Here is a 24,723-nt window from a genome sequence, read left to right as displayed (position 1 = left end):
ATTGGTATGCGCGCCTGGAATGAAGTTTCGTTATCTTTCGGGCATGGAACGCTTGGCGGGAGTGCTCATATTCGTCTTGTTCAGTTGGCCATGGGTGGTCGCGTTTTTTCTGGCAAACAAACCACGCGCATGGCTTGGCGCAAAGGTCTTCGCATGTGCCGCAGTCGTAGGTGCGGCACTGGTGTTCATGCCGATTGCAACCGCTTCGGAAGAGCGGGTTGATGACTTCGTGCGTGTCTACTTGCTGGGTGTATGGATAGTCGGTCCCTTGCTGCTCATGATTCGCAGCCGTGAGCCCCATTCCCTAAACGTTTCTTTGCATGAGTCCAATGAAGTTATTTAGCAAGTTCGCAATTCATTGCGCGTTGATTGCGGCCAGCTTGTTGCTGGCCGGTTGTGAAAAATCGGATGTTCGCTATTCCCAAACTCTGGACCGCAATGACTTGATGGTTCTGCCATTCCCCGGCTGGACGCCAACGGGGAACGACAAAGTTCAACCCGTGGACTTGTCGGCCACAACCGATACGCCCGTCGAAGTGGGCGTGGCCGGGACGTCGGCAGAAATCTCTCCTCTGTATGTTGTGAGGCTGGACGACACACATGCCGCGCTGGTGACCCAGGTGCTACCCGTCGATGAGAACAATCGTCCCTACGACTGCCACGCCTGCTCCGGCACGATTGGGGCCTACTTTTTTGAACACAGTGTCGATGGATGGCACATGATCACCAGACAAGATTCTGTGGCAATCAGTGGTGTGGAGGGCGACATTGGCAGGACCAGTATTACCAAATTGGAAGAGGGGCACTTTGCTGTTGCCGCCGAATGGGGAAGTTGCTGGCAAGGCTATTGCGGCAGGTGGCTGGTGGTCGTCGGCCTACAGGGCGATCTAGCCACCCGACTGAACCCAGGCATTGCCTTGTCGGTAGACAACGATGGCGCCCAGGGCGCCTGTAGTGCCTTGGACAGTCCTACACCCGCCAAGGAAGAACGCAGTGAGTGCCTAGATATTCAAAGCGAGTGGAAATTCCAAGGAAACCACCTGCAGGTGTTGTACAACGGCCGATTGAGCCAATTGGGTACCAACGGTGAATTGCTGCCCACGAAGAAGATTCGAGAACGAACGATTTACGTAGCCACACCCGGCGAGCTCACGCTGATCAGCGGGAGTGTTCCGATTCCTGAGTTTTGACCCATCCTTTCATACATCCACCTTCGGAGGCGAACCCATGGTTATGACGTCCGCAGGCCAGATATTCTTTGCCACCTGCGCGGTGTTCCTTGGCGCTGCGTATTGGTTAGGGCGGCGCGTGTCGCAGCGCTCACAACCCGGCAAGGGAACTAGCACGCTGGTGGTCATCATCATCTTTGCGCTGATTGCCTTGTTCGTTCCGTTCAGCTACTGGACCGGTCAAGCGCTGTACAACCTGGCGACCAAGCCCAGATACAGCGCCACCGTGGTGGGCTACACCTCCGAATTGCGCGACTACGAAGAAAAGGACTCCCGAGACCGCGTCGTCAGAGGTCAGCGCCTGATGCACACGGCGCAAGTGCGGTTTATCGGCCCGGACGGCGTGCCGCTGGAATTGTCGAGCACGGTGGCGTCCACCGAGATTCCCACCGAGGGGGCCAAGCTCACGGTGGTGTACGCCCCCGGGGACCATGCGGCTGCAGAGCTCAGCGGCCGCACCGTGGGCCTGTGGCTGGGAACAAGCGTCATGCTGTTCATCCTGGGCTACTGCCTGTGGGCCACCATCTGGTATGCGCTGGGCCGCCCCATGGCAGGCGTGGCGGCATTCGGCATGACGTTCCTGTTACGCGTCTTCTTGCCCGGTGTCAGCTTGCTAATGGCGCTGACGCTGGGCTATGTGGCACTCAAGTACTTTGCCCTGGGCAATCCGGACGGCTACCCGCTTTGGGTGGCATGTCTATGCACCCTGTTTACGCTGGCGCTATTGCCGCTGTTGGTGACACTGTTCACGCGGGACAAAGTGAGCGTGCGTAGCACATCTCCACACTAAGACATGCAGTGCAAACCTTTCAAGCTATTGGCACATGTACTGGCAGGGTGGCTGCTGGTCGCTGGTATTGCCATCGGCCAAACGCTGGGCTTGGCGTATATCAGCGCTGAGGCCCAGTCGTATGGCAACGTGCCCGTACCAGAGCTGGTGTATGCCCGCTTTGGCAAAAGCCCGGACCCGATGATCCGCGAACAAGTGGCGCAGGGCATGCTGAACAAGGCCGAGGCCTTATCGCAAAGCGGCGAGGCGGCAGAGTCCGCCGCCACCTACGACCTGGTGTACGAACGGTTTGGCCAAGACCTCGCCCCCAATGTGCTGGTGCAAGTGCTCAAAGCGCTGATCAACAAAGGCTACAACCTGGGCCAGCAGCAGCAACTGGAAGCGGAGCGCGCGGTATATGCGCTGATTGACCGCGAATACGGTCAACGCCAGGAGCTGGTGCTCAAAAAGAAACTGGCAGATGCGTTATTTAACACCGGCATCAATTGGCAAAAGGCCGGGAACGCTGAGGCCGCTATTGCGGCCTACAAGCGCATTGACACCCGCTTTGGCACGGAGACTGAACCCAGCCTGCAAGCCAGCGTCGCGGTGGCCCTGGTCAATGCCGCTGTGCAGCTGTCGCATACCGATGTGCGAGCCGCCATTGCCCTGTGCGACCAAATAAAAGCGCGATATGGGCAAGCGCCGTCGCCACAGGTACGCCAACGGGTCGCGCAGGCGCAGGTGAACAAGGCCATCGGTCTGCAAAGGTTGGGCGAAACGGCGCAGGCCTTGTACACCTACGATGGGGTCATTCAGCGGTACGCGGCTGACAAGGCCGCGCCTGTGTTGGTGCAACTGGGGCGGGCCTGGTATGGCAAGGCCATTAGCTTGGCAGCACTTGGAAAAACGGCGAAGGCCATGGCGCTGTACGACACGGTCTACACCCGCTATGGAACCAGCACGCACGCACCGCTGCGTTTGGTAGCAATGCAATCGCTGTTTAACAAAGGCGCGGCACTCGCCGTCCAGGGACAACTGGAACAGGCTGTTGCCAGCTACGCGCTACTCAGCAATGCGCTAGACCGTCGGGGCGATAGTGAGGTGCAGGAAGTCGTGCTGCAAGGCACGGTGAACATGGGAGTCGCACTGCACGAACTGCAACGCTACAGGCAAGCCATTGAGGCGTATGACCGGGCGGTACGGATCTACCAAGCTGACCTGTCAAACGAAATGCGTGAACAGGTTGCATTTGCTTTTTTTAATCGGGCTGTCAGCCTGAAAGCCCTTTCCGACATGCGCAGCGTACGGGTGAACTACGACCGGGTTGCAGAAACTTTTAGTGAAGACCCGAGCCCGATGCTGCGCGAGTATGTGGCCGCCTGGCTCTATAACGCAGCGCAACAGCTGACCGTTAAAGAAGAGTATGCCGATGCTGGGATTCTGTACCAATTGATTCACGCCAATTTTTCCAAAGACACAGCGCCCGGTGTGCGCAAAGTACTGGCCCTAAGCATGAGCAATTTGGCGCTGGGCTTCGGTCTGACCGACAAGCTGGAAGAAGAACGGCAAGTAAACGATTTGCTGGCGGAGCATTTTGCCCAAGACGACAACACCGAAATTCGCACCTTGGTAGCTCGGGCGTTAAGCAACGCCTCAGATGCACGGGTGGTGGAATCAAAGCGGCTGCTTTTAAATGCCCAGAGTCCGGCACTTATGCTGGCACGCGCGGTGGCCGACTTGCAAAAGGCCACGCTCATTTGCGCGCAAGAAGAATGCGCTGCAGTACTCGCCAACTTGGGCTACGCCCAGTTCTTGAATGGTGATGTGACCACGGCGGAGCGGACCATTCGTGAGGCAGTACAACAGGGAGGAGCGCCTGTGCTGGAAAACTTGCACAAAGATGCCGCATTGCACCGCGTCGAGCCCGCGGATACGCGGTTCGAAAAAATGCTCACGTCGTGTTGTGATGCGCGATGAACATGGGAGCAGCGCTTTGCTGATGCGGATCAAGGCGTCTCTTCTTGGCGGAGTGGCAGCAGCAATTGCAGCGCCAGCGTTCTGGTTCGTAGCCGAGCTGGTCCAACCGAGTGGGTTCTGGACCAGTCCCGTCGATGTGCTCTTTGCAAGTCCCGCAATCTGGCTGTTTGCGGGTTTCATTGCGGTTCCCACCAGTCTCTGTCTTGGGCCAGTGCTATTTGCGCTCGCTTGTCGCCTACCAATGCCACAACAGTCAGCTGCCGTCCTGGGGGGGCTTGTCGGTGCTGCAATCATGTACGTCCTGCCGGTTGTTGTTGGCAGCGCAGACCGCCCTTTCTCACCAGAACTCAGCATTTTCGGAGCTCTAACCGGTGCATTCGGCGCATGGGTTGCCGCATATTTCCTCGGTTGTCGTGGAGTACGGGGACGCAACGAGAGTGCGACCGGGACTTCCAAAGCGATCAAGTAGCTGACCATGAGGTCAAATAACGTGAGGCGTTGATTCATTAGGGAGCTATATGCGTTTGGTCGGTACTTTTCTGGTTTTCACCTTAGCCACGTCCTCGGTTCTTGCTGCGGATTTATTCAAGGATGGCAAACCCGTGCCAATGAAAAAGGGGAGTGAAATTGCTGCTTCGACAACGATCAGCGGTTATCCGATGTACTTGGACACAGGCGCATGGCGGTTGGTGAAGATCGAAACCAGCATAGCGGACACACTGGGGGCCGCAGACTCCCTTCGCCATGGTGAGGTGACCCTGCTGCAGGTAGATGCCACAGGTACTGCTGTTGCTTCCATGTCGGTCCTGGTCAACCTGACCTCTACGGGGGACAACCTTTACATGGGAGGCTCGCCGTGTGCGGGCGCGCATATCGTGTCGGTCAACAAAGGTGCAAGCCTGTATGACAACTGTTTGACCATTGACGCGAACGCTTCTGACCCTTCAAAAAGTGAAGGAACGAACTTCGCCATCCGTATTACGCAAAGTCGCAGTGGTGGACGCTTGTATATCCTTGACCTCCGTGTGCTCGCCAGTGTGTTGGGGGTCAGGGGTACTTATCTCGCGGACTGGCAGGCGGATGCCATTAAGGCGTCTGCGGAAAAGAAAGCATTCATCGAGCGCCTGAAGAAATGGGCAGTGGCATTGCAGGATGCCAGTAGCCGCGCGGTGGAATTCAGCAAGCCTGCGGACGCATTCGCGGCCGTTCCGTCTTACCGCACGCTGGTGCAACAATGAATGGATCTATGCGTTATGAACCGACATTCGTTTGACACTTTTTGCCAGCAGCAGCAACTCGACGCAGAGGGGGTGGGGCTAGTACTCGGCCTCAGCGGAAGTCGGCCCGACGCCCTTGAGTGGCGGTACTTTTTAGCGCAATTGCTGCGCGGTGCCGGCCTGGGGGCACTCGGTGCAGGCGTGCTGTTTTTTGTGGCTGCGAACTGGCAAGACTATGGCGTGCTGGGCCGCTTTGTGCTGCTGCAGTCAGGTCTGCTCTTAGGGGTTGCTGTGGCGCTATGGCGGGCACCACCCCAGCCGCTAGGCCAAGCAGGGTTGCTATTGGCCACACTGCTGACCGGTGCCGTGCTGGCGCTTTTTGGTCAGTCCTACCAAACTGGTGCAGACGTGCATGAACTCTTTTTCACCTGGGCGGCATTGAGTTTGCCGTTTGCCCTGGCAGGCAGATCGGGTGCGCTGTGGGCACTGTGGTGGTGTGTGCTGAATGTGGGCCTGGCCCTGCTCTTTGGTTGGTTGGGCAGTGGCCACGTGTTTTGGCGTCTGCTCGACGGCTGGGGCGTCGGCCACGCCGACTTGTTGATGCTGCCCTGTTTGATCAACTTCGCCGCCGCAGCGGTGTTCAGCGCTGTGGCTAACACACGCTTTGCGCCAGCCGCGCCCCAGTGGCTGGTGCGCCTGCTAACAAGTTTCGGCATGGCCTACGGAACGGCCGCGTGTATAAATGTGCTCAGCCGCAGCGGCAATCCAGGTACACCCGTGATGCTGGTTTTTTCGCTGATCTGCGCGTCTCTCGCCGTGCTGACCTGGAAGCGACGCCGTGACGTGTTCAATATCGCCTTGATCGCAGCCAGTTGGATCGCCATCTCGACCACTTGGCTCATCAAGACCATACAGTTCCATGACGTCGGCGCCTTCTTCATGGTGGCGTTCTGGCTCATCGGTACGTCCACGGCGGCGGGCATGCTGTTGATGCACTGGGTGCGAGCGTGGCAAGTCGCGGCAAAGCGGGAGGTTCACGCATGAAGGCCCTGAATCCACAAGAACTGCTGAGTGCGTTGCAAACACGCGGCCTCGCCCCTGCTGACGCAACGCTGGCCTCCATTGAGCCTGGTACACCACGCCCCTGGTACATCAGCCTTCTACTTGGTGTCAGCGGCTGGCTTGCAGGGGCCTTCATGCTGGTTTTTGTGGCGCTGGTGTTTAGTCCCGACTCGCCGAGCGCGCAGGCCATCAGTGCTCTGGCGCTATTGGCCTGCGCCTGGGGTTTGTTCAAGGTGGATCGCGAGGGCACTTTTACCTCACAACTGGCACTCGCGTTGTCTGTCGCTGGGCAGTGCTTGATGCTGTTTGCGCTTAATGAAGACAACCAAAGCATCGCTGTCATTGCTGGCACCGCCGTCGCGCTGCAAGTGGTGATGGTGCTGGTGATGCCCAACCCTCTGCACCGCAGCATGTCAACGCTGTTTGCCATGATCGCCTGGGCCATGATGTTGCGTTTTGGCTTGTTCGGCGAACCAAGGTGGAATAGCTCGACTTACGTGAGTCCTTCGCGTGGCGCAGCCTTACTCGGCTGGGCACTGGCGTGGGGGCCAATGCTGGGGGTCTTGTGGTGGCTGGTGCGCACCGAGGCGCAATGGGTAGCGCGCGGCTGGGCAGCGATGACGCGCCCGGTGCTGCAGGGCCTGATCATTGGCCTGGCATTCGCCACGATTGCGTCGCAGCCCTTCGAGAATCTTGTCTGGTGGGGTCATGGTGCAGAAGTGCAACTCAACGGGCTGGCCTTATGGCCCATGCTGTCGGCCGGCGCAGCATTGGGCGCCGTGGCAGCGGCCTTTGCCCTGCGCAGCCGTGCGCTGATGGGAGCCTGCATCCTTGCGGTGCTGCTGCACATCTCTCACTTTTACTATGTGCTTGGAACGAGCTTGTTGCTCAAGTCCCTGCTGATGATCGCGTTGGGGGTGGCACTGTTGCTGGCCTCACGTGCAGTCACCAAGGCCACACCGGAAACGAAACCATGAACAAACACTTTACGGCTGCGCGCCTATTGATACTGTTCGGTACGTTGCTGGTACTGGGCGCGGTGAACTATGCCATTTACGGCAAAGAACGCATTAAGAGTGACGGCGAAATCGTCTACCTACAGCTCGTCCCGGTAGATCCCCGCTCGTTGATGCAGGGGGATTACATGGCTTTGCGTTTTGCGTTGGTACAAGAGCTGGAGATGTCACTTGCTGCCAACGCCAGCAACCCCGCACAGTCGCCACGCGAAGGTGAAGTGCGCTGGGTCAGCGTAGCACTGGCATCCGACCACGTGGCCACCCTTGGCGCAGCCGAATCGGCGCTCCCACTCAAGCTGCGCTACCGCGTTCGCAACGGCCAAGTCTGGCTGGGTACCAACGCTTTTTTCTTTCAGGAGGGGGATGCCGAACGCTTCAGCAGCGCCCGCTACGGAGAGTTTAGGGTCGACCGCCGCAGCGGCGAGGCGGTCTTAGTGGGATTGCGTGATGACGCCTTGATGGCGCTGTAAGGTCCCACACGGCGTTTGTATATAGCCCACTGCGCGAAGACCTGCGAATAAGGGCGCCCTATGACAGCAAAAACCACTCTCCAGCTCGGCGCCAATAGCAGCAGCGTGCTGTGTACCCAAGACGACCGTGTTGTCCTCCAGCAAGACCTTCCTCTGGGCACCGCATCGCTGGCGCGCCAATGGATGCGCCACACACCACCCACACCTCTGGACATTGAGCACGCTATCGAGCAGACCGAAGACGTGATAATGCCCTTGGCCGCCAAGCTGGTGCGCACGGAGCAGTTGCAACTGCGCGGGTCAGGTGCTGCGCTGATTCTGCAAGGTGTGGGTGCTGTGCCGGATACCGTGTTGCGATGGAATTTGGAAGAAGTGGAAGACCTATTCAACCGCATCGCCATGGTGAGCCAGGGGCGCCCCAGCGCGCACGAGGCCTTGCCTACGGCGCCGGAGTTTTATGCGGCGATGGTGATTTTGCGGGAGTGCTTGCACCACCTGCGGTTTAGTGGGGTGGTGTTGCAGGTCTAGTGTCCAAATTGAGCCAGACGGCGGGAGCGGGTTTGGGGCTCAACTTACAAAAACTAGGCACTCTCACTTTGAGAAATGAACTCATGGTTACTCTTGCCTAAATTGCATTTAGAGCAAAGTGTTTGAAGATTCTGGACCTCAGTTTCACCACCTTTAGACCACGGTACGATGTGATCAACATGCAGCTCAATTTCAGGATTTCTCGCGGGAGATGCTCCGCATGAGCGGCAACGAAAACTATCCGACTGCAATACGGTGAACCTCAGTTTCACATTGATATTTCTTGATGTGCGCTTCGTTGAAACTCTTGCTTTCGAAGTAACTGGGTTTTGTTTCTGAGGTTGATGAGATGGTGGCGGCTCATCAACATTGATCTCTTCATCATCTTCCGCATTAACGTATTCGATGAATGCCGACAATGCACCTCTCCAGCCTCCAAACCTTCTAGTGAAAGTTTCAAGGGAATATCTGGAAATCCCCTTCTTCATGTCGGTTGTGGTTGGCTGATTGCCCAGAGTGGTCCAAATCCTCTCTATCTCCAAGAACAAATCCTCGGTACTTACATTCCTGAGATGCCCCGTTGGTTCGAGACAGGCTCTTGAAACAAAACTAGCCCAGGTTCCAAATCTCTCCGTAACAGTTGGAAGTGAGAAGTTTCCGTTTTTGCTGTAGTCAGTAGAGGTAACAACTCTTTTGTCCAGAAGCTCCGCGACACGTATCAAGTCGCTGATCATCGCTTCATCAGAAATGCGTTTCATCTCACTGTCGTGTTTTTCAGTTCGCAAACCCAGTTTCGCAAGAACTTCCGGCCATGATCCGAATCGCTTTCTGAACGTGCCCTCGGAATACTTGCCCTGAGATCTGTAGAGGGCATGCGACAAATAGCGATCTCCAACAACATTTGCAACCCGTTTGACGTCTGCAAGTAGTTCATCATCGGCTACGCCTTGTCGATATTCGTTGAGCTTGAATTTCATATTGCCTCCGCACCGAGGGTCGATGTCTTGACCGCGAAAAATCGTGACTCGTTGCACGCGATTGTTTCACTAAATGAATCGCAGTCACTCTTAATACTGAGTTGGAGTAAGCCTCGATGTCACATCGCCACGACTGGCCTCACTTCGCCGCCTCCACCTTTACCTTCACATTAGGCGTCTCCCCAAACATCTCCGGTGCGTACATAGCTTCCACGCGTGAGGGTGGCAGCGAGAACTCGCCCACGTTGTTCAGGCGGATGGTGTATTCCATCTTCACCACGCCTTTGGGCAGGTACTCGTAGTAGCTGCGGAAGGACTCAAAACTGCGCTCTTCGAACGCGGCCCAGCCGTAGCCTTCTTTCTTCTCGCCCTGCGTGGCAATCTCGCTGTCGCGGCCCAGGCCGCTACCCAGGATGGTGGCGCCGCCAGGCACGGGGTCGGTGATGGCGACCCAGGTCATGTCGGCGCTGGCGTTCACTTCGATGCTGATGCGCAGCACGTCACCACGTGTGTAGCTACCGGCGGGCAGGTTCTTGTTGGCCTGCTCCACGGGGGTGATGGTCTTCTTGATCTGGTAGCCCGCAAAGAACGGCGCCTTCAGCTGCACCGCGGCCACCGACTGCAGCGTGAGCCAGGGCTTGCCGGCGCCTTGGTGGGTCACGTTCAGCGTGTCTTTGGCGGCGGTAGTTCCCCAGGGCAAGAACATGGTGTTGTTCTTCAGGTTGCCCGGTGATGCGGGTGCACCAAAGATGGAGGTCTGGTGCGCAGCGCCGGATGCATCCGTAGTCTTGATGCGCTCCACCTTGCTCCAGTCCACGCTGGCCGCGCCCGTGCTCATGGAGGCCTTGGTGCTGCCGGCCACCGGCACGGCTTCAAACTTGGCGCTGAATTTCTCCAGTGCCAGGCCGCCCCACAGGTTGGCCGTGGTGGTGTGCCAGGCGCCGTTTTGCTGGCGGCTGATGAAGCCGTTGGCCAGTCGGCCCATGTCGTCTTTCCAGGCCGGGTCGTCCATCACGCTGAGGATCAGGCGGGCAGTGTTCACGTCGCCGTTTTGCATCAGCCACCACCAGTAGTCGTCCTTCTCGCTACTGAAGACCATCTTGGTGCCCTGGTAGCTGATGCGGCTGCGCAGGATCTGGTTGGCCTCGGCGATGCGCTTGTCGCGCTCGGGCACGTCGTTCACGCGTTTCAGGATGTTGAGCCAATCAATCACCGCGTGCGTGGGCCACTGGTTGGGCGCAATGGTGATGCTGTTGACCATGCGGCCCTGTGCCTTGCCGTAGCGCGACAGCGCTTCGATGGCGGCCAGCTTGCGCATGTCCAGGTCCTTGCGCGGGCTCCAGAACTCGCGCTGGATGCGGCCTTCCACAAACGCGATCAAGCCACGCTCCATGGGCGCACGAATCTCGTCGCTCAGTGCAAATGCGGGGTTGATGGTGGACGCTTCATGTGTGGCGGCCAGCAGGTAGGCCGTCAGCGTGTCGCTGCCGCGGTTGGCCTCGCCATCGCGCGGGGGGAAGTAGTTGGCTAAGCCATCGCTGTCCAGGTAGCTCGGGATTTGCGTGGCCACGGTTTGCCACAGCTTGCCGTCACGCAGGCCCACGCTCTTGCTGGTCTTTTGCTCCAGGCAGGCAAAGGGATATAGCGCAAACCAGTCACGCACGCCTGGCAGGCCTTCAGCCAGCTTGGGTTGCAGCGCCATCTTCAAGCCGCCGCGGCCGGGCAGGGCGTCAGCGGGGGCGTTCACGTCCAGGGTCAGCGGGCCGTCAATCTGTACCAGCGTGGCCTGCTGCACTGTCAGCGGTACGGCGGGCACGATGCGTTGGCGCGCCTTCAGCGCGTCGCGCGCGCCAGTGATGGTGTCCTTGGCTTCAATCTCCCACAGGATAGCTTCGTTGCGCGTCAGCGCCAGCTGTGCGGGTGCGGTCACATTCCACGCTACCTCACGGGCATCGCCCGCAGGAATGTCTACGGTTTGCGGTGGCAGGTCCAGCAGCGTGGCGCGCGGCGTCACCAGCACCTTCATGGCCTGTTTGGTGGTGTTGCGCAGGGTCAACTGCGCGCGGAACTGGTCGTCCTCGCGCACCATGGGTGGCAGGCCGCTGATGATCTGCAAATCTTGCGTGGCGCGGATGCTAGTGGAGCCGGTGCCAAACATGCCGGTGAACGCATCAGCCACCGCCACGATCTTGAAGGTGGTCAGTGCATCGTTCAGCGGCACGGTGACCACGGCCTGGCCGTTGGCGTCCAGCTTCACGCTGGGGTTCCACAGCAGCAGGGTTTCCAGCAGCTCACGCGCACCGCTGTGGCCACCGCCACCGCCGGGCGCCACGGCCTTGCGGCCATAGTGGCGCCGGCCGATGATTTCCATTTGTGCGGTGGACGTTTCCACGCCCCAGCTTCGGCGCTGCAGCATCGCGTCCAGCAGGTTCCAGCTGCTGTTGGGCATCAGTTCCAGTAGGGCCTGGTCCACGGCGGCCAGGGCCACTTCGGCATTGGCCGCGGGCTGGCCATTGGGTAGCTTCACGGTGATAGTGACTTTGGCTTGGCTGCGCACGGCGTAGCTTTCCTTGTCGGCTTTCACGCTCACGGCCAGTTCATGCGCCTTGGTGCCTACGCGAATTTCGGCCACACCCAGGCGGAACGCGGGTTTGCTCAAATCCACCAGCGCGGTGGGCGCCACGTACTCGCGTCCCTCGTACCAGAAGCTGGTCCACCACTCACGCGGGGCCTTGTAGCCCCAGGTGAAGAAGCTGTACCACGGCACCTCACGCAGGCGGCCGCGCAGCACCAATGCGCTTACATACACATTGGGGCCCCAGCCTTCCTGAATCTTCAGGCTAATGGTGGGGTCTTGCCCGTTGAGCTGCACCACCTCGGTCTGCACAATGCCTTCGCGTTCCACCGCCACCAAGGCCGTGGCAAAGCGGAAGGGCATGCGCACCTGGAACTTGGCGGTCTCTCCGGGTTGGTAGCTCTTCTTTTCAGGCAGCAGGTCGATGCGGTCGGTGTTCTCGCCACCAAACCAGAGTTCCCCCTGCTTGGTGACATACACGCTGCTGGCGGCCTGGATGGTGTTGCCAGATGCGTCTTTGGCGGTCACCACCAGCTCCACTTCGCCGGCTTCGTTAAGTTCGGTTTCGCAGAGCAGCAGGCCGCGCGAATCGCTCTTGCCGCTGCACACGCTGCCCATTTCCTTGGTGCTGGTTTTGTTGTCGTAGGTGTAGAAGCCGCCCACCATGCGCTTGCGCGTGGTGGTGGTGATGCGGGCGGTGGCTTTTACTTCCAGCGCCACGCCTGTCTGTGGTTTGCCAGTCAGGTCCAGCGCCAGCGCCTGGAATTTGATCTTCTGGCTGCTGGACACCCAGCCTTCGGTCTTGATGCCAGCCACCACAGCGGCGGGCCACAGCGTCTGCGTGCTGCGGATGGTTTGCACTTCGCCATTGGGGTCGGAGTAGGTGGCCTCCAGCAGCAGGTCTTGCGGTTGGCGGCTCTTGGGAACCTTGTCGATGGCTACCTTGCCCGCGCCGTTCTTGTCCAGCGTGATCGGCAGCTTGTCGGCAATCACGCGGGCGTCAGAGCCCGCGTTGGCGTCTTCCTCGCCTTCGCCGTTGGACACCTCACGCGCACCGCGCGGCGCGGAGAAATTGAACTCGCTGAAGTCTGCGTAGTTGAGCGACTTGGCACGCACGAGGGCCGATACACGCACCGGCAGGTTCACCGCACCGCCGCCCGATACGTAATTGATCTGCACGTCCACGGGCACCTTGTCTACGCTCACCAGTGCTTTCTTCTCGGTGGGTGTGACCCGGCCTTCCAGCACCGGCAGGCGGAACTCTTCTACGCGGAACTGGCCGGTGTAAAAGTCTTGGTCGCGCGTGCCGCCGGTCAGCTGCACCTGGTACACGCCCAGCTTGGCACCGGGCGGGATGGAGAACGTGTTTTCCGCACTCAGACCGCCCGTGGCGGTCTTGCGCCACTTCAGGTCCATCTCGTACTGCTGACCGCTACCCACATGGGTAATCAGCAGGGTGTCGGGCTGTTTGGCGGGCAGGTCAAAGCCCTTGGATGTTTCGGTGCGCAGCAAGTGCTTCATCGATACGGTCTCGCCCACACGCAGCAGCGTGCGGTCGAAGATGGTGTGGGCGCGTTCGTCGGGCACCACGTCGCGGCTGGTGGGCAGATTGAAACGCCAAGGCTCGATGCCACGGTTCCAGTCGCTCCAGGTAAAGGCCAGGTCTTGCACCGTGCCCTTGCCGTCGCCCGCAGGCTGGGTCGCGCGTGCGCTCACAAAGTAGGCTGAGCTGTAGCCTTCCTCACCGCTGCAGTGCGGGGGCTGGGGTGAGATGCCGCTGAGGTTGGCAATGCCCTGGGCATTGGTCACGCCGGTGGCGACTTCCTTGCCGCGGCAGTCCGACACGCGCACGGTGGCGCCGGCCACAGGTGTGCCCTTGTCCAGCGAGGTAACCCAGGCCAGCGCGTTCTCACGCCCCAGCTTGAAGTGCACGCCCAGGTTGGTCACCAGGGCCGAGGTGCGCACATACATCGTGCGGGCTGCGCCATGGCGTTCGTCCAACAGGCTCGTGCCCAGCTTTTGCGATGCAATCTCCACCACGTGGAAGCCGGGTGGCAGCGGAATGCCCACCACCTCAAACGGGCGCGGGTCGTTGTTCTCGGGCTTGGGCAGGTCCAGCGTTTTCACACTGGCCTGGCCCTGCAAGAGCGACAGCATGCGCGTCTGCACACCGTATTTGTCTTGGTCGCTCACGATCTTGGGCAACGGGCCCTGCACGTCGGCCGCGGCCTGCTTGCGCGACACGGTGTAGGCGTCGTAGCGCTGGAGCTTACGCCACCAGGCAATGATCTCGGCGTCGGTGCCGGGCTGGAAGGTGCTGACCTTGCCGGCCGGTGCTTTGGGCGCGGTGGGCTTGCCTTGCTCGGCGTTTAGCCCTTTCACATTCAGGGCGGCTTCCACATTGCGCAGCGTGACTGGCAGCAGGGCCACGCCATTGGGCTCGGCAAAGCGTTCCACGATGCCAAACGGTGACGCAGCAAACTTGGCCAGTGGTGGCATGGAGCCCGTGGCCACCTTGAGCGGGAAGCTGTCCGCATTGCGCAGCGCGCGGCCCGATGCGTCCTTGAAATCCTTGGGCAGCTCGATGCTGAACTGGGTTTGCTCGGTAAACGGGGCGGCAAACGAAATGCCGTTCACCACGTCGTCGCCATCGCCTTGCTCGGCCAGGTCGGGCTTGATGGTGTCTTTGCCGCTTTTCAGGCGAATGCCTTGCAACAGCTTCACCGGCACGGGGGCGTTGAAGTTCAACGTCATGGGGCGAATCGGCAGGCAGGCGCTCTGCGCGTTTTCGCGCTCGCAGTTGAAGGTGGCGGCAAACGGCTCGCGCACCTGGAAGTTGAAGCGCTTCTCCACGCTATTAGGCACCCCGGTGGCCGCGCCGCCGCGCGCCGGCGTCGTCACGCCCTTGCCAAACACGATCTGCACCTTGGCCGACGATGACAACTTGCGGTTGCACGCCAGCGTGACGATGGACAGGGGGTTGGCCTTGGCCTCGTTCTCCATGCCCTGGGCTTGCAGCAGGCCATCGCGTTCCTTGCCGCTCAGCAGGCGCACCGCCACACGCTCGCCCAGACCTTCCACCGCGCACCACACATTGGCCTGCACGCTCTCTAGCGTGGCCGCGCCATTCAGGCGCAGGGTGAAAAACTGCTCTTCGTCAATGCGGCTGCCCGAGTAGGGGCGGATGTTTTGCACAAACGGGCCGCCGCTATTGAATTTGTAGCTGGTCGCGCCGGCCAGCTCAGCGCCTTTGGGTGATTTGAAGCCTGCCTTGGCCTGCACCGTGCAGCTGATGCCCGGGGGCAGGTCGTTCTCAAAGTCAAACGCCCACACCCGGTCGTTCACCCAGCGGCCCGTGCCCTTGGTCACCTGGGCGTCGCTGCAGCTCAGCGTCAGCGGCGCTTCGGCCTTGGGGTCGCCAAAGTTGACGGCACTTTCGTCAAATTTGGCCACCACCTGGCGCACCTGGGCGACTTCGCCCTGGGGGGACAGACTGGTGATTTGCAGGGCCAGGGCGGCCCAAGAGGATGCGGCCAGGCCGCAGGCGACGATGATTTTTTGGTATTTCACGCAGGCTCCCGAAAAGCAGCATGGAGCGTAGCCGAAAAAAATTGAAACCAATTGAATCCAACCGTTTCCGCGCTGCGTACCTGTAACAAGCCGCAACGCATGTGCCTGCGCACCCCCTTCAACCCTGACCGATTGGACGCCCCATGAACCACCTTCGTACCGCACTGCTGCTCAGTGCCGCCTGCCTGTGCAGCGGCCTGACGTACGCCGATACCGGCAAACTTTTGCTCACCGGGGGCGTCAGCTCCATCGACGGCGCTGCCGGCGGGGGCCTGACGCCCTGGGCCGTCATTGGCACCAACGCCACCGAAGGCGAAGTGGGCTTCTCTGCCCACGTGAGCCGCGCCGCCACGCAGGACTACAGCCTCAACACCATGGGGGTGGCCGTGGGCTTCAAAGACCGGGTGGAAGTATCCCTGGCGCGGCAGGACTTTGACGCATCCCCCGCCACCGCGCTGAACGGCCTTGGCTTCAACGTGCAGGCCGGCCAGCACGTGAAGATGGATGTGTTGGGCCTGAAGGTGAAAATTGCCGGTGACGCCGTGCTGGACAGCGACAGCTGGATGCCGCAGATCGCCGTGGGTGTGGAGCAAAAGTCGGTGGACGCGGGCTCCATCACCCCGGTGCTGGACTTTCTGGGTGCCAAAAACACCGGCACCGACTTCTATGTCAGCGCCACCAAGCTGTTTTTGGGCCAAAGCCTGCTGGTGAATGGCACGCTGCGCTACACCAATGCCAACCAAAACGGCCTGCTGGGCTTTGGCAGCAAGGCTCCGGGCAAGAACGAAGGCAGCTGGATGCCCGAGGTGTCGGTGGCCTATTTGCTGAGCAAAAACCTCGCGGTGGGCGCCGAATACCGCGTCAAGCCCAACAACCTGGAAGCCCTGGGCCGCGCATCCGGCTTGTCCAGCGGCTTGGCCGAAGACGCCTGGCAAGACGTGTTCGTGGCCTGGGCGCCCAACAAGCACGCCTCCGTCACCCTGGCCTATCTGGACCTGGGCCGCGTCCTGCCCGCCATCACCGCCAACCGCAGCCAGACCGGTTTCTACCTGTCTGCCCAGTTCGCGTTCTAAGCACTCACATTCATAGGAACTGTCATGAAAAAACTATTCATCGCCCTGGCCATGGCCACCCTGGGCCTGGCTGCTCTGCCCGCCATGGCCCAAAGCGCCGCCCACAAGCAGAACGACACGCTGTACCAGGCGCTGGGCGCCAAGTCCGGCCTGGAGGCGCTGATGGAGGTGTTTGTGCAAGCGCTGAAGGCCGACAGCCGCATTGGCGCGCAGTTCAAAGACACCAACGCCAAGTATTTGCAAGAGCAGCTGGTGGACCAGTTTTGCGTGGTGAGCGGCGGGCCCTGCAAATACCAGGGCGCCGACATGAAGGCCGCCCACGCAGGCATGGAGATCAACAAGGCGCAGTTCAATGCGCTGGTGGAGGTGCTGCAGGGCGCCATGGATGCGCGCGGCATTCCGTTCACTACGCAAAACCAGCTGCTGGCACGCCTAGCACCCATGCACCGTGATGTGATCACTGCCCAATGAGCCCGGCCATGCGCAACCGTTTGTTCAAAGCGCCACTGGCCCTGGCCGCATTGGCGGCGTGCGGCTTGGCCGCCGCGGGCACGTTGGAGGTAATGGTGCTGGACCGCGATGGCAAACCCACGCCCGATGCCGTGGTGGTGGTGGTGCCCAGCGGCAAGGGTCAGCCCAAAACGCCGCTGCCCAACAGCGCCGTGGTGAACCAAGAGAAGCAGCAGTTTGTGCCCGCTGTCACCGTGGTGGCCGTGGGCGCCCGCGTGCGCTTCACCAACACCGATCCCTGGAACCACCATGTGCGCATCGGCACCGCGGGCGCGGCCGCCGGCAACTCCGATGGGCAATCCGCCCTGCTGGAAGGCAAGGCCGAGGGCAAACCCGCCAGCTCCGCCGTGTTCACCATGGACAAGCCCGGCGCCGCGGGCGCTGCGCTGCTGGGCTGCTTTATCCACAGCCGCATGAGCGGCGTGGTGTACGTGGCCGAGTCACCCTGGACGGTGAAGACCAATGCCGATGGCGTGGCGGTGTTGGAAGATCTGCCAGAGGGTGCAGCAACCTTGAAGGTGTGGCACGCAGCGCTGTTGGTGGAGAAGGTGCCGCAGGTGTTGACCGTAAGCCATGCACCGGCGAAGGTGACGTTTCAGCTGGACGTGGTGCCACGGCGGCGTAGTTAAGCATCTTGGCCGTAGAACCGTTTTGCAAAGGCGCGGTAAACCCCAGGAAAACCTGCGTAAATAGTCTGGCTCAAGTGGCTGCGCAGGCGTATAAAAGTACCAGTCGCTCTCGCAATGCCCATTGGCGACTAGCACCCGCCCAGCCAAGGCTCTCCGGACGCTAAGGGTGAATTTACGAAAGACATTCATGTCCTCTGCATCGTTGGCCACCTCCCGCCTCCACAAGGCAACACCCATTGTTCAATTCCAATTGAATTCGCACGGACCGGTTACGTTGGCGTCACCGGCCATGTCTGTTTTTACCGATTTGTCGCAGGTGCGCGCAGCCACCGTTCAGTCGCACACCACCCTCGATCAGGCCGAGTTGAAAATGATTTACTTGGGCGTGCGTCTGCTGTTTGTGGTGTCCGACATGCCCGCGGTCGATGGCGTTTTGACATTTGTAGACATCGCGGGCGAGCGCCCCACACTCCTGGTGCAACAGCGAAAAATGAAGCGCCACGAGTTGACGGCTGGTGACCTGATGACACCGCTTACCGAGATTGATACGGTGCCTTTGGCGGCCTTGCGCCGAGCCACCGTGGCCGAGGTGGTTGAAACCCTGGTGCAACACGGGCAACCGCATCTTTTGGTCGTAGAAACGTCACCCGAAGATGGCTCCACTTGCATCCGAGGCCTCATCTCGCAGGCCCAGGTGGAGCGCCAACTTGGCCAGACGCTGCCTCGCCATGACCGCGCGCAGACATTTGCCCAATTGGAGCAGGTGCTGGCCAGTCACTAGCGCTTCTGACGGTACAGCCGGGGCATTGCACCCCGGCTACCCATCACAGCATCTTCTGAATCAATGCTCCCTTGAACAGCACCGGCCCCGTAGGCCCGGTCTCGCTTGGCACGCCGCCCTTGGGTTCCAGGCTGATGGCGAGTGTGGGCACTTCGCGTACATCGCTCTCACCCGCAGTCAGGTGCAGCAGCTTGTCGCTGCCCAGCACGCCCAGCGACTTGGGGCCACCGCCCGGAGGTAGGGCCCAGAGTTGCAGAGACCGGTCGCCCGCCTCTTGGTAGCCACCCACGCGTTGCAGCGTGAGCTTCTTGGCCTTCGGGTCAAACGTCACCAGCATGGACGCGGCAGCCTTGTCGTCCGCCAGTACGGCCACGTATTCGATCTGCGGCGCACTTTGCAGCTGCGTTTGCAGGCGTGCAATCTCACCGCCCAGCTCTTGGCGCATGCCGATGCCCAGTGATACGGCGGCGATGGTGGCCAAGGCACCTGCCGCGGTGGCGGTGCGCCACACGGTCAGGCTGCGCAGCCAGCCGGAGAGACCGACAGGCTCTGCCGCGGCCAACGTGGCTTGCGCACGCGCAGCTTGCTGTGCCGAGCTCTGCTTTTCGCCCTGCATCAGGTTGTCAATGCGGGTCCACACGGCGGGGCTGGGTTGGGCCTGGGGCTGCAGCTCGTTCAGGCTGGCCAGGCGGCTTTGCCAGATGAGGGCGGCGGCGCGCACGGGGGCTTGTTCGCGGGCCAGGGTTTCAAAGCGGCGGCGGGCGCCACCGCGCAAGGTGCCCAGGGCGTAGCTGCTGGCCAAGCGGTCCAGCAGTTCGGGGTGTTGGATGAGGTTCATGGTGGGGCTCCTTACGCAAAGCGCGCCATGCACAGGCGCAGCTGGTCCAGCCCGCGGCGGATCCAGGTTTTGACCGTGCCCAGCGGCAGGCTCAGTTGTTGGGCCAGTTCGCTGTGGCTCAGGTCACGCACATAGGCCAGGCTCACCACCTCGCGCTGTTTGCTTTCCAGCTTGCCCAGGCACTGGTGCAGGGCCCAGGCCTGTTCGCTGGCCTGCGCGGTGTCCATGGGGTTGGCGGCGTCGCCTTCCAGCGTGTCGCTCAGGGTGTCGTCCAGCTCCTGCGTCAGGTGGCTGCGGTCGGCGGCGCGGCGGCGCAGCATGTCCAGCGCGCGGCTGCGCACGATCATGCCCAGCCAGGCCATGGGCGGGCTCAGCGAGGCGCGGTAGTCCGCGGCCGAGCGCCAGATGGACAAAAAGGCTTCTTGCAGCACGTCCTCCGCCAGCTCGCGGCGGGTGACCACGCGCAGGGCCAGGCCATAGAGCTTGGACGCACACAGGTCATACAGCGCCTTGAGCGCGGTGTCGTCCTGGCGGGCAATGCGGTCCAGCAGGGCAATGAGCTGGGCGTCGTGGTTGGCTAGGGGCATGCTGCCATTGTCTGGCAAGCGCGGTGGCACCGCGGGCGGTCGTGGCTTGCGCGCAAACGCACGCAACTTGCTATGAAAAGTAGAGCGACCTGCGCTGGTTTGATGGGGGCTAGAGGGTAAAAACATGCTGAATTACCTGGTGGAGGATGCCTTGGGCTTGTAAGGAGTACGCAGCGCAAGGCCTGCTGGATTCAGGCTCGCAAAACTTGACTGCTGCAGTGGGGCAATCTGAATCCAACCTGGGGGCCGGGTGCGTATTGAGAGCGTGGGTCGGCAAATGTCGTCCCGCCTGTTTCGTCTCCCACTTTTTCAAAGGACCTGACCATGACCTCTCTGATTCAAACCCTCACTTCTGGCTCTTCTGTTCCTTCCCGCCGCGCCTTCATGGGCCGCACCGGCACCTTGTCTGCGGTTGCCGTGGCCCTGCTGGCTGGCCAAGATGCCATGGCCCAAGGCATGGCTGGGGACACGTCCAAGGACGTCAGCATCCTCAACGTGGCGCTGGGCCTGGAGCACGAAGCCATCAACGCCTACCAACTGGGCGCTGGCAGCGGCCTGCTGCAAAAGCCCGTGCTGGACGTGGCCGTGCGCTTTCAGGCCGACCACAAGGCCCACCGTGATGCACTCGTTGCCACCATCCAGAAGCTGGGCGGCACGCCGGTGATGGAGAAGAAGCTGGATGACTACGCCAAGGCGCTGAAGGCCGACACCCTGCGCAACCAGGGCGATGTGCTGGACCTGGCCGCGCGCCTGGAGCTGGGCGCTATCAACGCCTACCTGGGTGTGATCCCCGCGTTTGGCAACAAAGACCTGGCCAAGGTGGCGGGCCGCCTGGCCGCGGACGAGACCATGCACTACACGCTGCTGCAAAACGCGCTGGGCCGTCCGTTGCCCGCAGGCGCTTTGTCCTTCGGCGCGTGATCGGTATGCGTTTGCCTTGCGTGTTGCTCTTGGGTCTGCTGGGCCTGTCAGCTGGCGCCCAGGCCCAATCGGTGGCGCGCGGGCAGGCGCTGTTCGAGAGCCGCTGTGTGGCCTGCCACAGCCTGGATGCCAACCGCGTGGGGCCCGCCCTACGCGGCGTGGTGGGCCGCACGGCGAGCAAGGCCAAGGACTATTTTTATTCCGAGGCCATGACCGCCGCCACCCATGTGTGGGACGCGCCCAAGCTCAAAGCCTGGCTGACCAACCCCGAAACCGTGGTGCCCGGGCAAGAGATGAACTACCGCCTGGACATTCCCCAAGACCGCGAAGACGTGGTGGCCTACCTGGCCTCTGTGTCCGCACCCGCCCGAAAGTAAAACCCTGAACATGCGTGTCCCTCTCAACCTGCAGGGCGTGAGCTACATCCAGCACGTGGCCACCCTGGGCGGAACCGCCCTCAAGGCCGCGTGTGCCCAGGCCAACGAAGGCGCCAAGCAACTGGTGCAGTACACGGCGGACTACATCTTCTACCGCGCCATGTAAGCCGCACGCCAACTACAGCGCCAGGGTCCACTCTCTCCAGTGCCCGTCTTCGGTGGCGTGCAGCGGCGCGGTGCCGTGTACCCGCAGCGCGCGCTGCTCGGCGGCGGGCAGGCGCAGCACCATGGTGGCTCGCGGCGGCGGGCGCTCCCCTTCGGACAGCACCTTGATCTCGATGCGGTCCGCACTGCAATGCACCTGCAAGCGCCATTGGCCGTAGTTGCCGTCACGGCAGGCCTGCGAATGGCCGTCGTCTTCAAAACAGGTGGCCTCGAACGTGCCATTGCCTGTGTAGGGAAACACCTGGAAACCGCGCAGGTCTTCGACCCGGCCGAAATGGATCTTGCCCACATTCAGCGGAATGGCGCAGCCTTCGCGGGCCAGCAGCGGGGGGGGGGCGTCTAGTGGGGCGTCGAGTGTGACTTGCTCGCCGGCATGGTGGTGCCGTGCCGTATGCCACTCGTACCAGCCACCGGTACCCGGCAACCATACCTCGCGCTGGCTTTGGTTTTTTTCCACCACCGAGGCCACCAGCAGGTTGGCGCCGAGCAGCATGTCGTCGTTTTCTTCCAGGCAGCGCGGGTCTTCCGGGAAGTCGTGGTAGGTCGGGCGGATGATGGGTTCATACGCGCTGTGGTAGCGCCATACCAGGTCGTACAAGTAGGGCATGAGCTGGTAGCGCAGAGCTATGAGTTCGCGGATCTGCGGCGTGACTGCCGGGTACATCCAGGGCTCGTTAACGGTCTGGTCATCGTTCCACGAATGAATACTGAAGCGCGGCAAGAAGATGCCGTGCTGCACCCAGCGCACCAGCAGCTCGGGGCCGGGCGCGGGGCCAGAAAAGCCGCCGATGTCATGCCCGGTGTTGGACACGCCCGACATCGCCAGGCCCATGCCCATGCGGACGTTGTAGCGCAGGGTTTCCCAGGCGGTGTAGTTGTCACCCGACCAGGTTTGCACATAGCGCTGCATACCGGCGGCGCCGGAGCGCGACACCAGGTAGGGGCGTTCGGCCGGCGCGAATTCGGTCTGCGCGGCGTGCGATGCCTGCATCATCAGCAGGGTTTGCAGCGGCTTGGCTTCACGCGCAGGGCGCGGCGTGCCAAAGCCGTGCACCATGGCCTGGTCGCTCCAGATTTCGTATTCGTTGTTGTCATTCCAGGTGGTGGGAATGCCGTACTGCAGCAGCTGCTCGGTGACTTGCTTTTTCCACCAGGCGATGGTGGCTGGCTGGGTGAAATCCAGGTAGGCGCCGGTGCCGTCCCAGAACTGGATGACGGTGGGCTGGCCGTCGGGGTCGGCCACTAACAGGCCGGCCTGGCGGGCTTCTTCGAAACGTGGGTGGTCACGCAGCAGGGCGGGCTTGATGTTGGGCACCAGGCGCACACCTTTGGCGAGGTAGCTCTCTACAAAAGCTGCGGGGTCTGGAAACTTGTCTCGGTTCCAGTTGAACACGTAGCGGCCCGGGCCGATGGAGGTGTAGCCCGAGGACAGGTGGAACGAGTCGCAGGGGATGTCGTGCTCGGCGCAGCGCTCCAGGAATTCGCCCATGCGCTCCTGTGCATTCGGCGCGTCGGTGTAGCTCATGGTCGAGCCCGAATAGCCCAGCGCGTAGCGCGGCGGGAAGATGGGGCGGCCGGTCAGCCAGGTGTAGCGGCGGGTGATGGTGGCCGGGTCGGCGCCAGCGATGTAGTACAGGTCCAGGTCGCCATGGTCGGCCACGAAGTAGCGGTAGTGGCCATGGTAGTTGTCCATCTCGCGACCCATGTCGAAGCTGCAGTCGGACAAGGTGTCGTAGAACAGGCCAAAGCACAAGCCCGCATCTTTTTCGCTACCCTTGCGGGTGATGTAGAACGGGATGTGTTTGTACAGCGGGTCGGTATTGCGCGCGCTATAGCCCATCGGGTCCAGGTTGCACATGCGGTAGCGCTGGCCGGCGCGGTTGGCGTCGCCGGCGCGCTCGCCCAGGCCGAAATAGGCCTCACCGCGCTCGCGCTGCAGGTAGTGGTAGACCTTTTCGTCCCACCAGCCGAAGTTGTAGCTCTGGGTGGGGCGGTCGGCGGCGGCGGCGGTCCACGCACCATGGTGCAGGCTTTCCCAGCGGCAGAAAAAGCCGGCCCGTTTGATGGTGAGGCGCACGGCGGTGGTGGTGATGCACAGCTGGTTATCGTCCTGCGTCAGCTCGAAGCCGGGCAGCGAGAAGCCGCTGGTATCGAAGCGGTCACGGCCCTCCACGGGCAGATTTTCCAGGCCGGGCGCCACCGTCCAGCTGCGCGGCATGTGCAGCTGGCCGTTGGGCAGCACCAGCACGCGCAGGATGTCTTCTTCGAGCACCCAGACATGGGCGACGGCGCCGCCGGTGCTGCGCAGTTCGAGGTGGTTGCCGTTGCGCGCATGCAGGGCGAACGCGGGGGGATTGTCGAGGCGCATGGTCGGATGGAATTGGGGTTACAGACGCAAGCCGTTTTGGTCGAAGCAGTGCAGGTGCTCAGGGGGCGCGCTGACGCGCACGGTGTCGCCGCGCTGGATGGTGGTTTGCCCATTCAGGATCAGCTCGAAAGGCGCATCGGGCACCACGTTGCCGTGAAGGATGCTGGTGGCACCCAGCTGCTCCACCTGCTTGACCTTGAGTTGCAGCGGGCCGGCGTCATCCAGTTGGGCGTGCTCAGGGCGTATGCCCACGGTGTGCGCGCCGGGCAGGGCGGTGGGGAATTCGGCCGCGGGTACGAAGTTCATACGCGGGCTGCCGATGAAGCCGGCCACAAACTGGTTGCAGGGCTTGTTGTACAGCTCCAGCGGCGAGCCGACCTGCTCGATACGGCCAGCGCGCAGCACCACGATCTTGTCGGCCATGGTCATGGCTTCTACCTGGTCGTGGGTGACGTAGATCATGGTCGCGCCCAGGCGGGCATGCAGGTCGCGGATCTCGGCGCGCATGGATACGCGCAGCTCGGCATCCAGGTTGCTGAGTGGCTCGTCGAACAGGAACAGCTTGGGTTCGCGCACGATGGAGCGGCCAATGGCCACGCGCTGGCGCTGCCCGCCCGAGAGCTGGGTGGGCTTGCGCTGCAGCAGCGGTGAAAGCTGTAGCAGGGTGGCGGCGGCGGTGACCTTGGTTTCAATCTCCGACTTGGCCACGCCCAGGTTTTCCAGGCCGAAAGCCATGTTGTCGTACACGCTCATGTGCGGATACAGCGCGTACGACTGGAACACCATGGAGCAACCGCGGTGTGCGGCGGTGACCTCGTTGACGCGCTGGCCGTCGATACGGATATCGCCGCTCGTGGCGGGCTCCAGGCCGGAGATGATGCGCAGCAAGGTGGATTTTCCACAGCCGGATGGGCCGACGAAGACCACGAATTCACCGTCGGACACGGCCAGGTCGACGCCGTGGATGATGGTGATCTTGTCAAAGCTTTTGACGACGTTGGAGAGTTCAAGAGTAGCCATG

22 protein-coding genes are annotated in these 24,723 nt (G+C 61.5%); 16 read left to right on the top strand and 6 right to left on the bottom strand.

Features of this window, described 5'->3' with window-relative positions; translation table 11 throughout:
* Window positions 1-19 precede the first annotated feature (19 nt).
* The 9 genes from AC1DZ5_RS16750 (at window position 20) to AC1DZ5_RS16710 (ending at window position 8,271) form a co-directional block, all read left to right on the top strand.
* Window positions 20-343 (top strand): hypothetical protein, encoded by a 324-nt coding sequence (locus AC1DZ5_RS16750; protein ID WP_477891068.1) that lies wholly within the window; start codon window positions 20-22, stop codon window positions 341-343.
* Window positions 330-1,190, top strand: a complete 861-nt coding sequence (locus AC1DZ5_RS16745) for a hypothetical protein (protein ID WP_477891066.1) — start codon at window positions 330-332, stop codon at window positions 1,188-1,190. The genes AC1DZ5_RS16750 and AC1DZ5_RS16745 overlap by 14 nt, the downstream gene beginning before the upstream one ends.
* Before the next feature lie 37 nt (window positions 1,191-1,227).
* Window positions 1,228-2,019 carry a hypothetical protein gene (locus AC1DZ5_RS16740; protein ID WP_477891064.1) on the top strand — a complete coding sequence of 264 codons (792 nt, stop codon included), beginning with the start codon at window positions 1,228-1,230 and terminating at the stop codon, window positions 2,017-2,019.
* Window positions 2,020-2,022: 3 nt separating this feature from the next.
* Window positions 2,023-3,978: a tetratricopeptide repeat protein gene (locus AC1DZ5_RS16735; protein ID WP_477891062.1), complete on the top strand. Its 1,956-nt coding sequence runs from the start codon at window positions 2,023-2,025 to the stop codon at window positions 3,976-3,978.
* A 518-nt stretch (window positions 3,979-4,496) separates the two neighbouring features.
* Window positions 4,497-5,216: a hypothetical protein gene (locus AC1DZ5_RS16730; RefSeq protein ID WP_477891060.1), complete on the top strand. Its 720-nt coding sequence runs from the start codon at window positions 4,497-4,499 to the stop codon at window positions 5,214-5,216.
* A gap of 15 nt (window positions 5,217-5,231) precedes the next feature.
* Window positions 5,232-6,239 (top strand): DUF2157 domain-containing protein, encoded by a 1,008-nt coding sequence (locus tag AC1DZ5_RS16725; RefSeq protein WP_477891058.1) that lies wholly within the window; start codon window positions 5,232-5,234, stop codon window positions 6,237-6,239.
* Window positions 6,236-7,234, top strand: coding sequence for a DUF4401 domain-containing protein (locus tag AC1DZ5_RS16720; protein WP_477891056.1), 999 nt, complete (start codon window positions 6,236-6,238; stop codon window positions 7,232-7,234). The genes AC1DZ5_RS16725 and AC1DZ5_RS16720 overlap by 4 nt, the downstream gene beginning before the upstream one ends.
* Window positions 7,231-7,743, top strand: coding sequence for a GDYXXLXY domain-containing protein (locus AC1DZ5_RS16715; RefSeq protein WP_477891054.1), 513 nt, complete (start codon window positions 7,231-7,233; stop codon window positions 7,741-7,743). The genes AC1DZ5_RS16720 and AC1DZ5_RS16715 overlap by 4 nt, the downstream gene beginning before the upstream one ends.
* Before the next feature lie 60 nt (window positions 7,744-7,803).
* Window positions 7,804-8,271 carry a hypothetical protein gene (locus AC1DZ5_RS16710; protein WP_477891052.1) on the top strand — a complete coding sequence of 156 codons (468 nt, stop codon included), beginning with the start codon at window positions 7,804-7,806 and terminating at the stop codon, window positions 8,269-8,271.
* Window positions 8,272-8,324: 53 nt separating this feature from the next.
* On the opposite strand, the gene AC1DZ5_RS16705 is transcribed toward AC1DZ5_RS16710, so the two are convergent.
* Window positions 8,325-9,248: a homing endonuclease associated repeat-containing protein gene (locus AC1DZ5_RS16705; protein ID WP_477891048.1), complete on the bottom strand. Its 924-nt coding sequence runs from the start codon at window positions 9,246-9,248 to the stop codon at window positions 8,325-8,327.
* 139 nt (window positions 9,249-9,387) lie between these two features.
* Window positions 9,388-15,393, bottom strand: coding sequence for an alpha-2-macroglobulin family protein (locus AC1DZ5_RS16700; RefSeq protein WP_477891046.1), 6,006 nt, complete (start codon window positions 15,391-15,393; stop codon window positions 9,388-9,390).
* A 143-nt stretch (window positions 15,394-15,536) separates the two neighbouring features.
* Here AC1DZ5_RS16700 and AC1DZ5_RS16695 point away from each other — a divergent pair, with 143 nt between their 5' ends.
* The 4 genes from AC1DZ5_RS16695 (at window position 15,537) to AC1DZ5_RS16680 (ending at window position 18,386) form a co-directional block, all read left to right on the top strand.
* On the top strand, window positions 15,537-16,466 hold the full coding sequence (locus AC1DZ5_RS16695; protein WP_477891044.1) for a DUF3034 family protein: 930 nt from the start codon (window positions 15,537-15,539) through the stop codon (window positions 16,464-16,466).
* A 24-nt stretch (window positions 16,467-16,490) separates the two neighbouring features.
* On the top strand, window positions 16,491-16,937 hold the full coding sequence (locus AC1DZ5_RS16690) for a group I truncated hemoglobin (RefSeq protein ID WP_477891042.1): 447 nt from the start codon (window positions 16,491-16,493) through the stop codon (window positions 16,935-16,937).
* 8 nt (window positions 16,938-16,945) lie between these two features.
* Entirely contained in the window at window positions 16,946-17,605 is a 660-nt protein-coding gene (locus AC1DZ5_RS16685; protein WP_477891040.1) for a cupredoxin domain-containing protein, read from the top strand.
* Window positions 17,606-17,894: 289 nt separating this feature from the next.
* Window positions 17,895-18,386: a CBS domain-containing protein gene (locus AC1DZ5_RS16680; protein ID WP_477891038.1), complete on the top strand. Its 492-nt coding sequence runs from the start codon at window positions 17,895-17,897 to the stop codon at window positions 18,384-18,386.
* Window positions 18,387-18,429: 43 nt separating this feature from the next.
* On the opposite strand, the gene AC1DZ5_RS16675 is transcribed toward AC1DZ5_RS16680, so the two are convergent.
* Together AC1DZ5_RS16675 and AC1DZ5_RS16670 are read right to left on the bottom strand one after the other, a co-directional pair.
* Window positions 18,430-19,224: an anti-sigma factor gene (locus AC1DZ5_RS16675; protein ID WP_477891036.1), complete on the bottom strand. Its 795-nt coding sequence runs from the start codon at window positions 19,222-19,224 to the stop codon at window positions 18,430-18,432.
* Between the two features lie 11 nt (window positions 19,225-19,235).
* On the bottom strand, window positions 19,236-19,811 hold the full coding sequence (locus AC1DZ5_RS16670; protein WP_477891034.1) for an RNA polymerase sigma factor: 576 nt from the start codon (window positions 19,809-19,811) through the stop codon (window positions 19,236-19,238).
* A gap of 324 nt (window positions 19,812-20,135) precedes the next feature.
* Here AC1DZ5_RS16670 and AC1DZ5_RS16665 point away from each other — a divergent pair, with 324 nt between their 5' ends.
* Genes AC1DZ5_RS16665 through AC1DZ5_RS16655 form a run of 3 tightly spaced genes read left to right on the top strand, consistent with a single transcriptional unit; the run spans window position 20,136 to window position 21,275 of the window.
* Window positions 20,136-20,732, top strand: a complete 597-nt coding sequence (locus AC1DZ5_RS16665; protein WP_477891032.1) for a ferritin-like domain-containing protein — start codon at window positions 20,136-20,138, stop codon at window positions 20,730-20,732.
* Between the two features lie 5 nt (window positions 20,733-20,737).
* On the top strand, window positions 20,738-21,109 hold the full coding sequence (locus AC1DZ5_RS16660; RefSeq protein ID WP_477891030.1) for a c-type cytochrome: 372 nt from the start codon (window positions 20,738-20,740) through the stop codon (window positions 21,107-21,109).
* Between the two features lie 10 nt (window positions 21,110-21,119).
* Entirely contained in the window at window positions 21,120-21,275 is a 156-nt protein-coding gene (locus AC1DZ5_RS16655; protein WP_477891028.1) for a DUF3455 domain-containing protein, read from the top strand.
* A 12-nt stretch (window positions 21,276-21,287) separates the two neighbouring features.
* Here AC1DZ5_RS16655 and AC1DZ5_RS16650 read toward each other — a convergent pair whose 3' ends face one another.
* The gene (locus AC1DZ5_RS16650) at window positions 21,288-23,702 is read right to left on the bottom strand and encodes a glycoside hydrolase family 31 protein (RefSeq protein ID WP_477891026.1); all 2,415 of its coding nucleotides are present in this window, start codon (window positions 23,700-23,702) and stop codon (window positions 21,288-21,290) included.
* Window positions 23,703-23,720: 18 nt separating this feature from the next.
* Window positions 23,721-24,722 carry an ABC transporter ATP-binding protein gene (locus tag AC1DZ5_RS16645; protein WP_477891024.1) on the bottom strand — a complete coding sequence of 334 codons (1,002 nt, stop codon included), beginning with the start codon at window positions 24,720-24,722 and terminating at the stop codon, window positions 23,721-23,723.
* Window position 24,723: the final 1 nt, after the last annotated feature.

It is taken from the genome of Rhodoferax sp. P1_F3, assembly GCF_056405715.1.
This window is presented reverse-complemented; position numbering and strand designations above follow the sequence as displayed.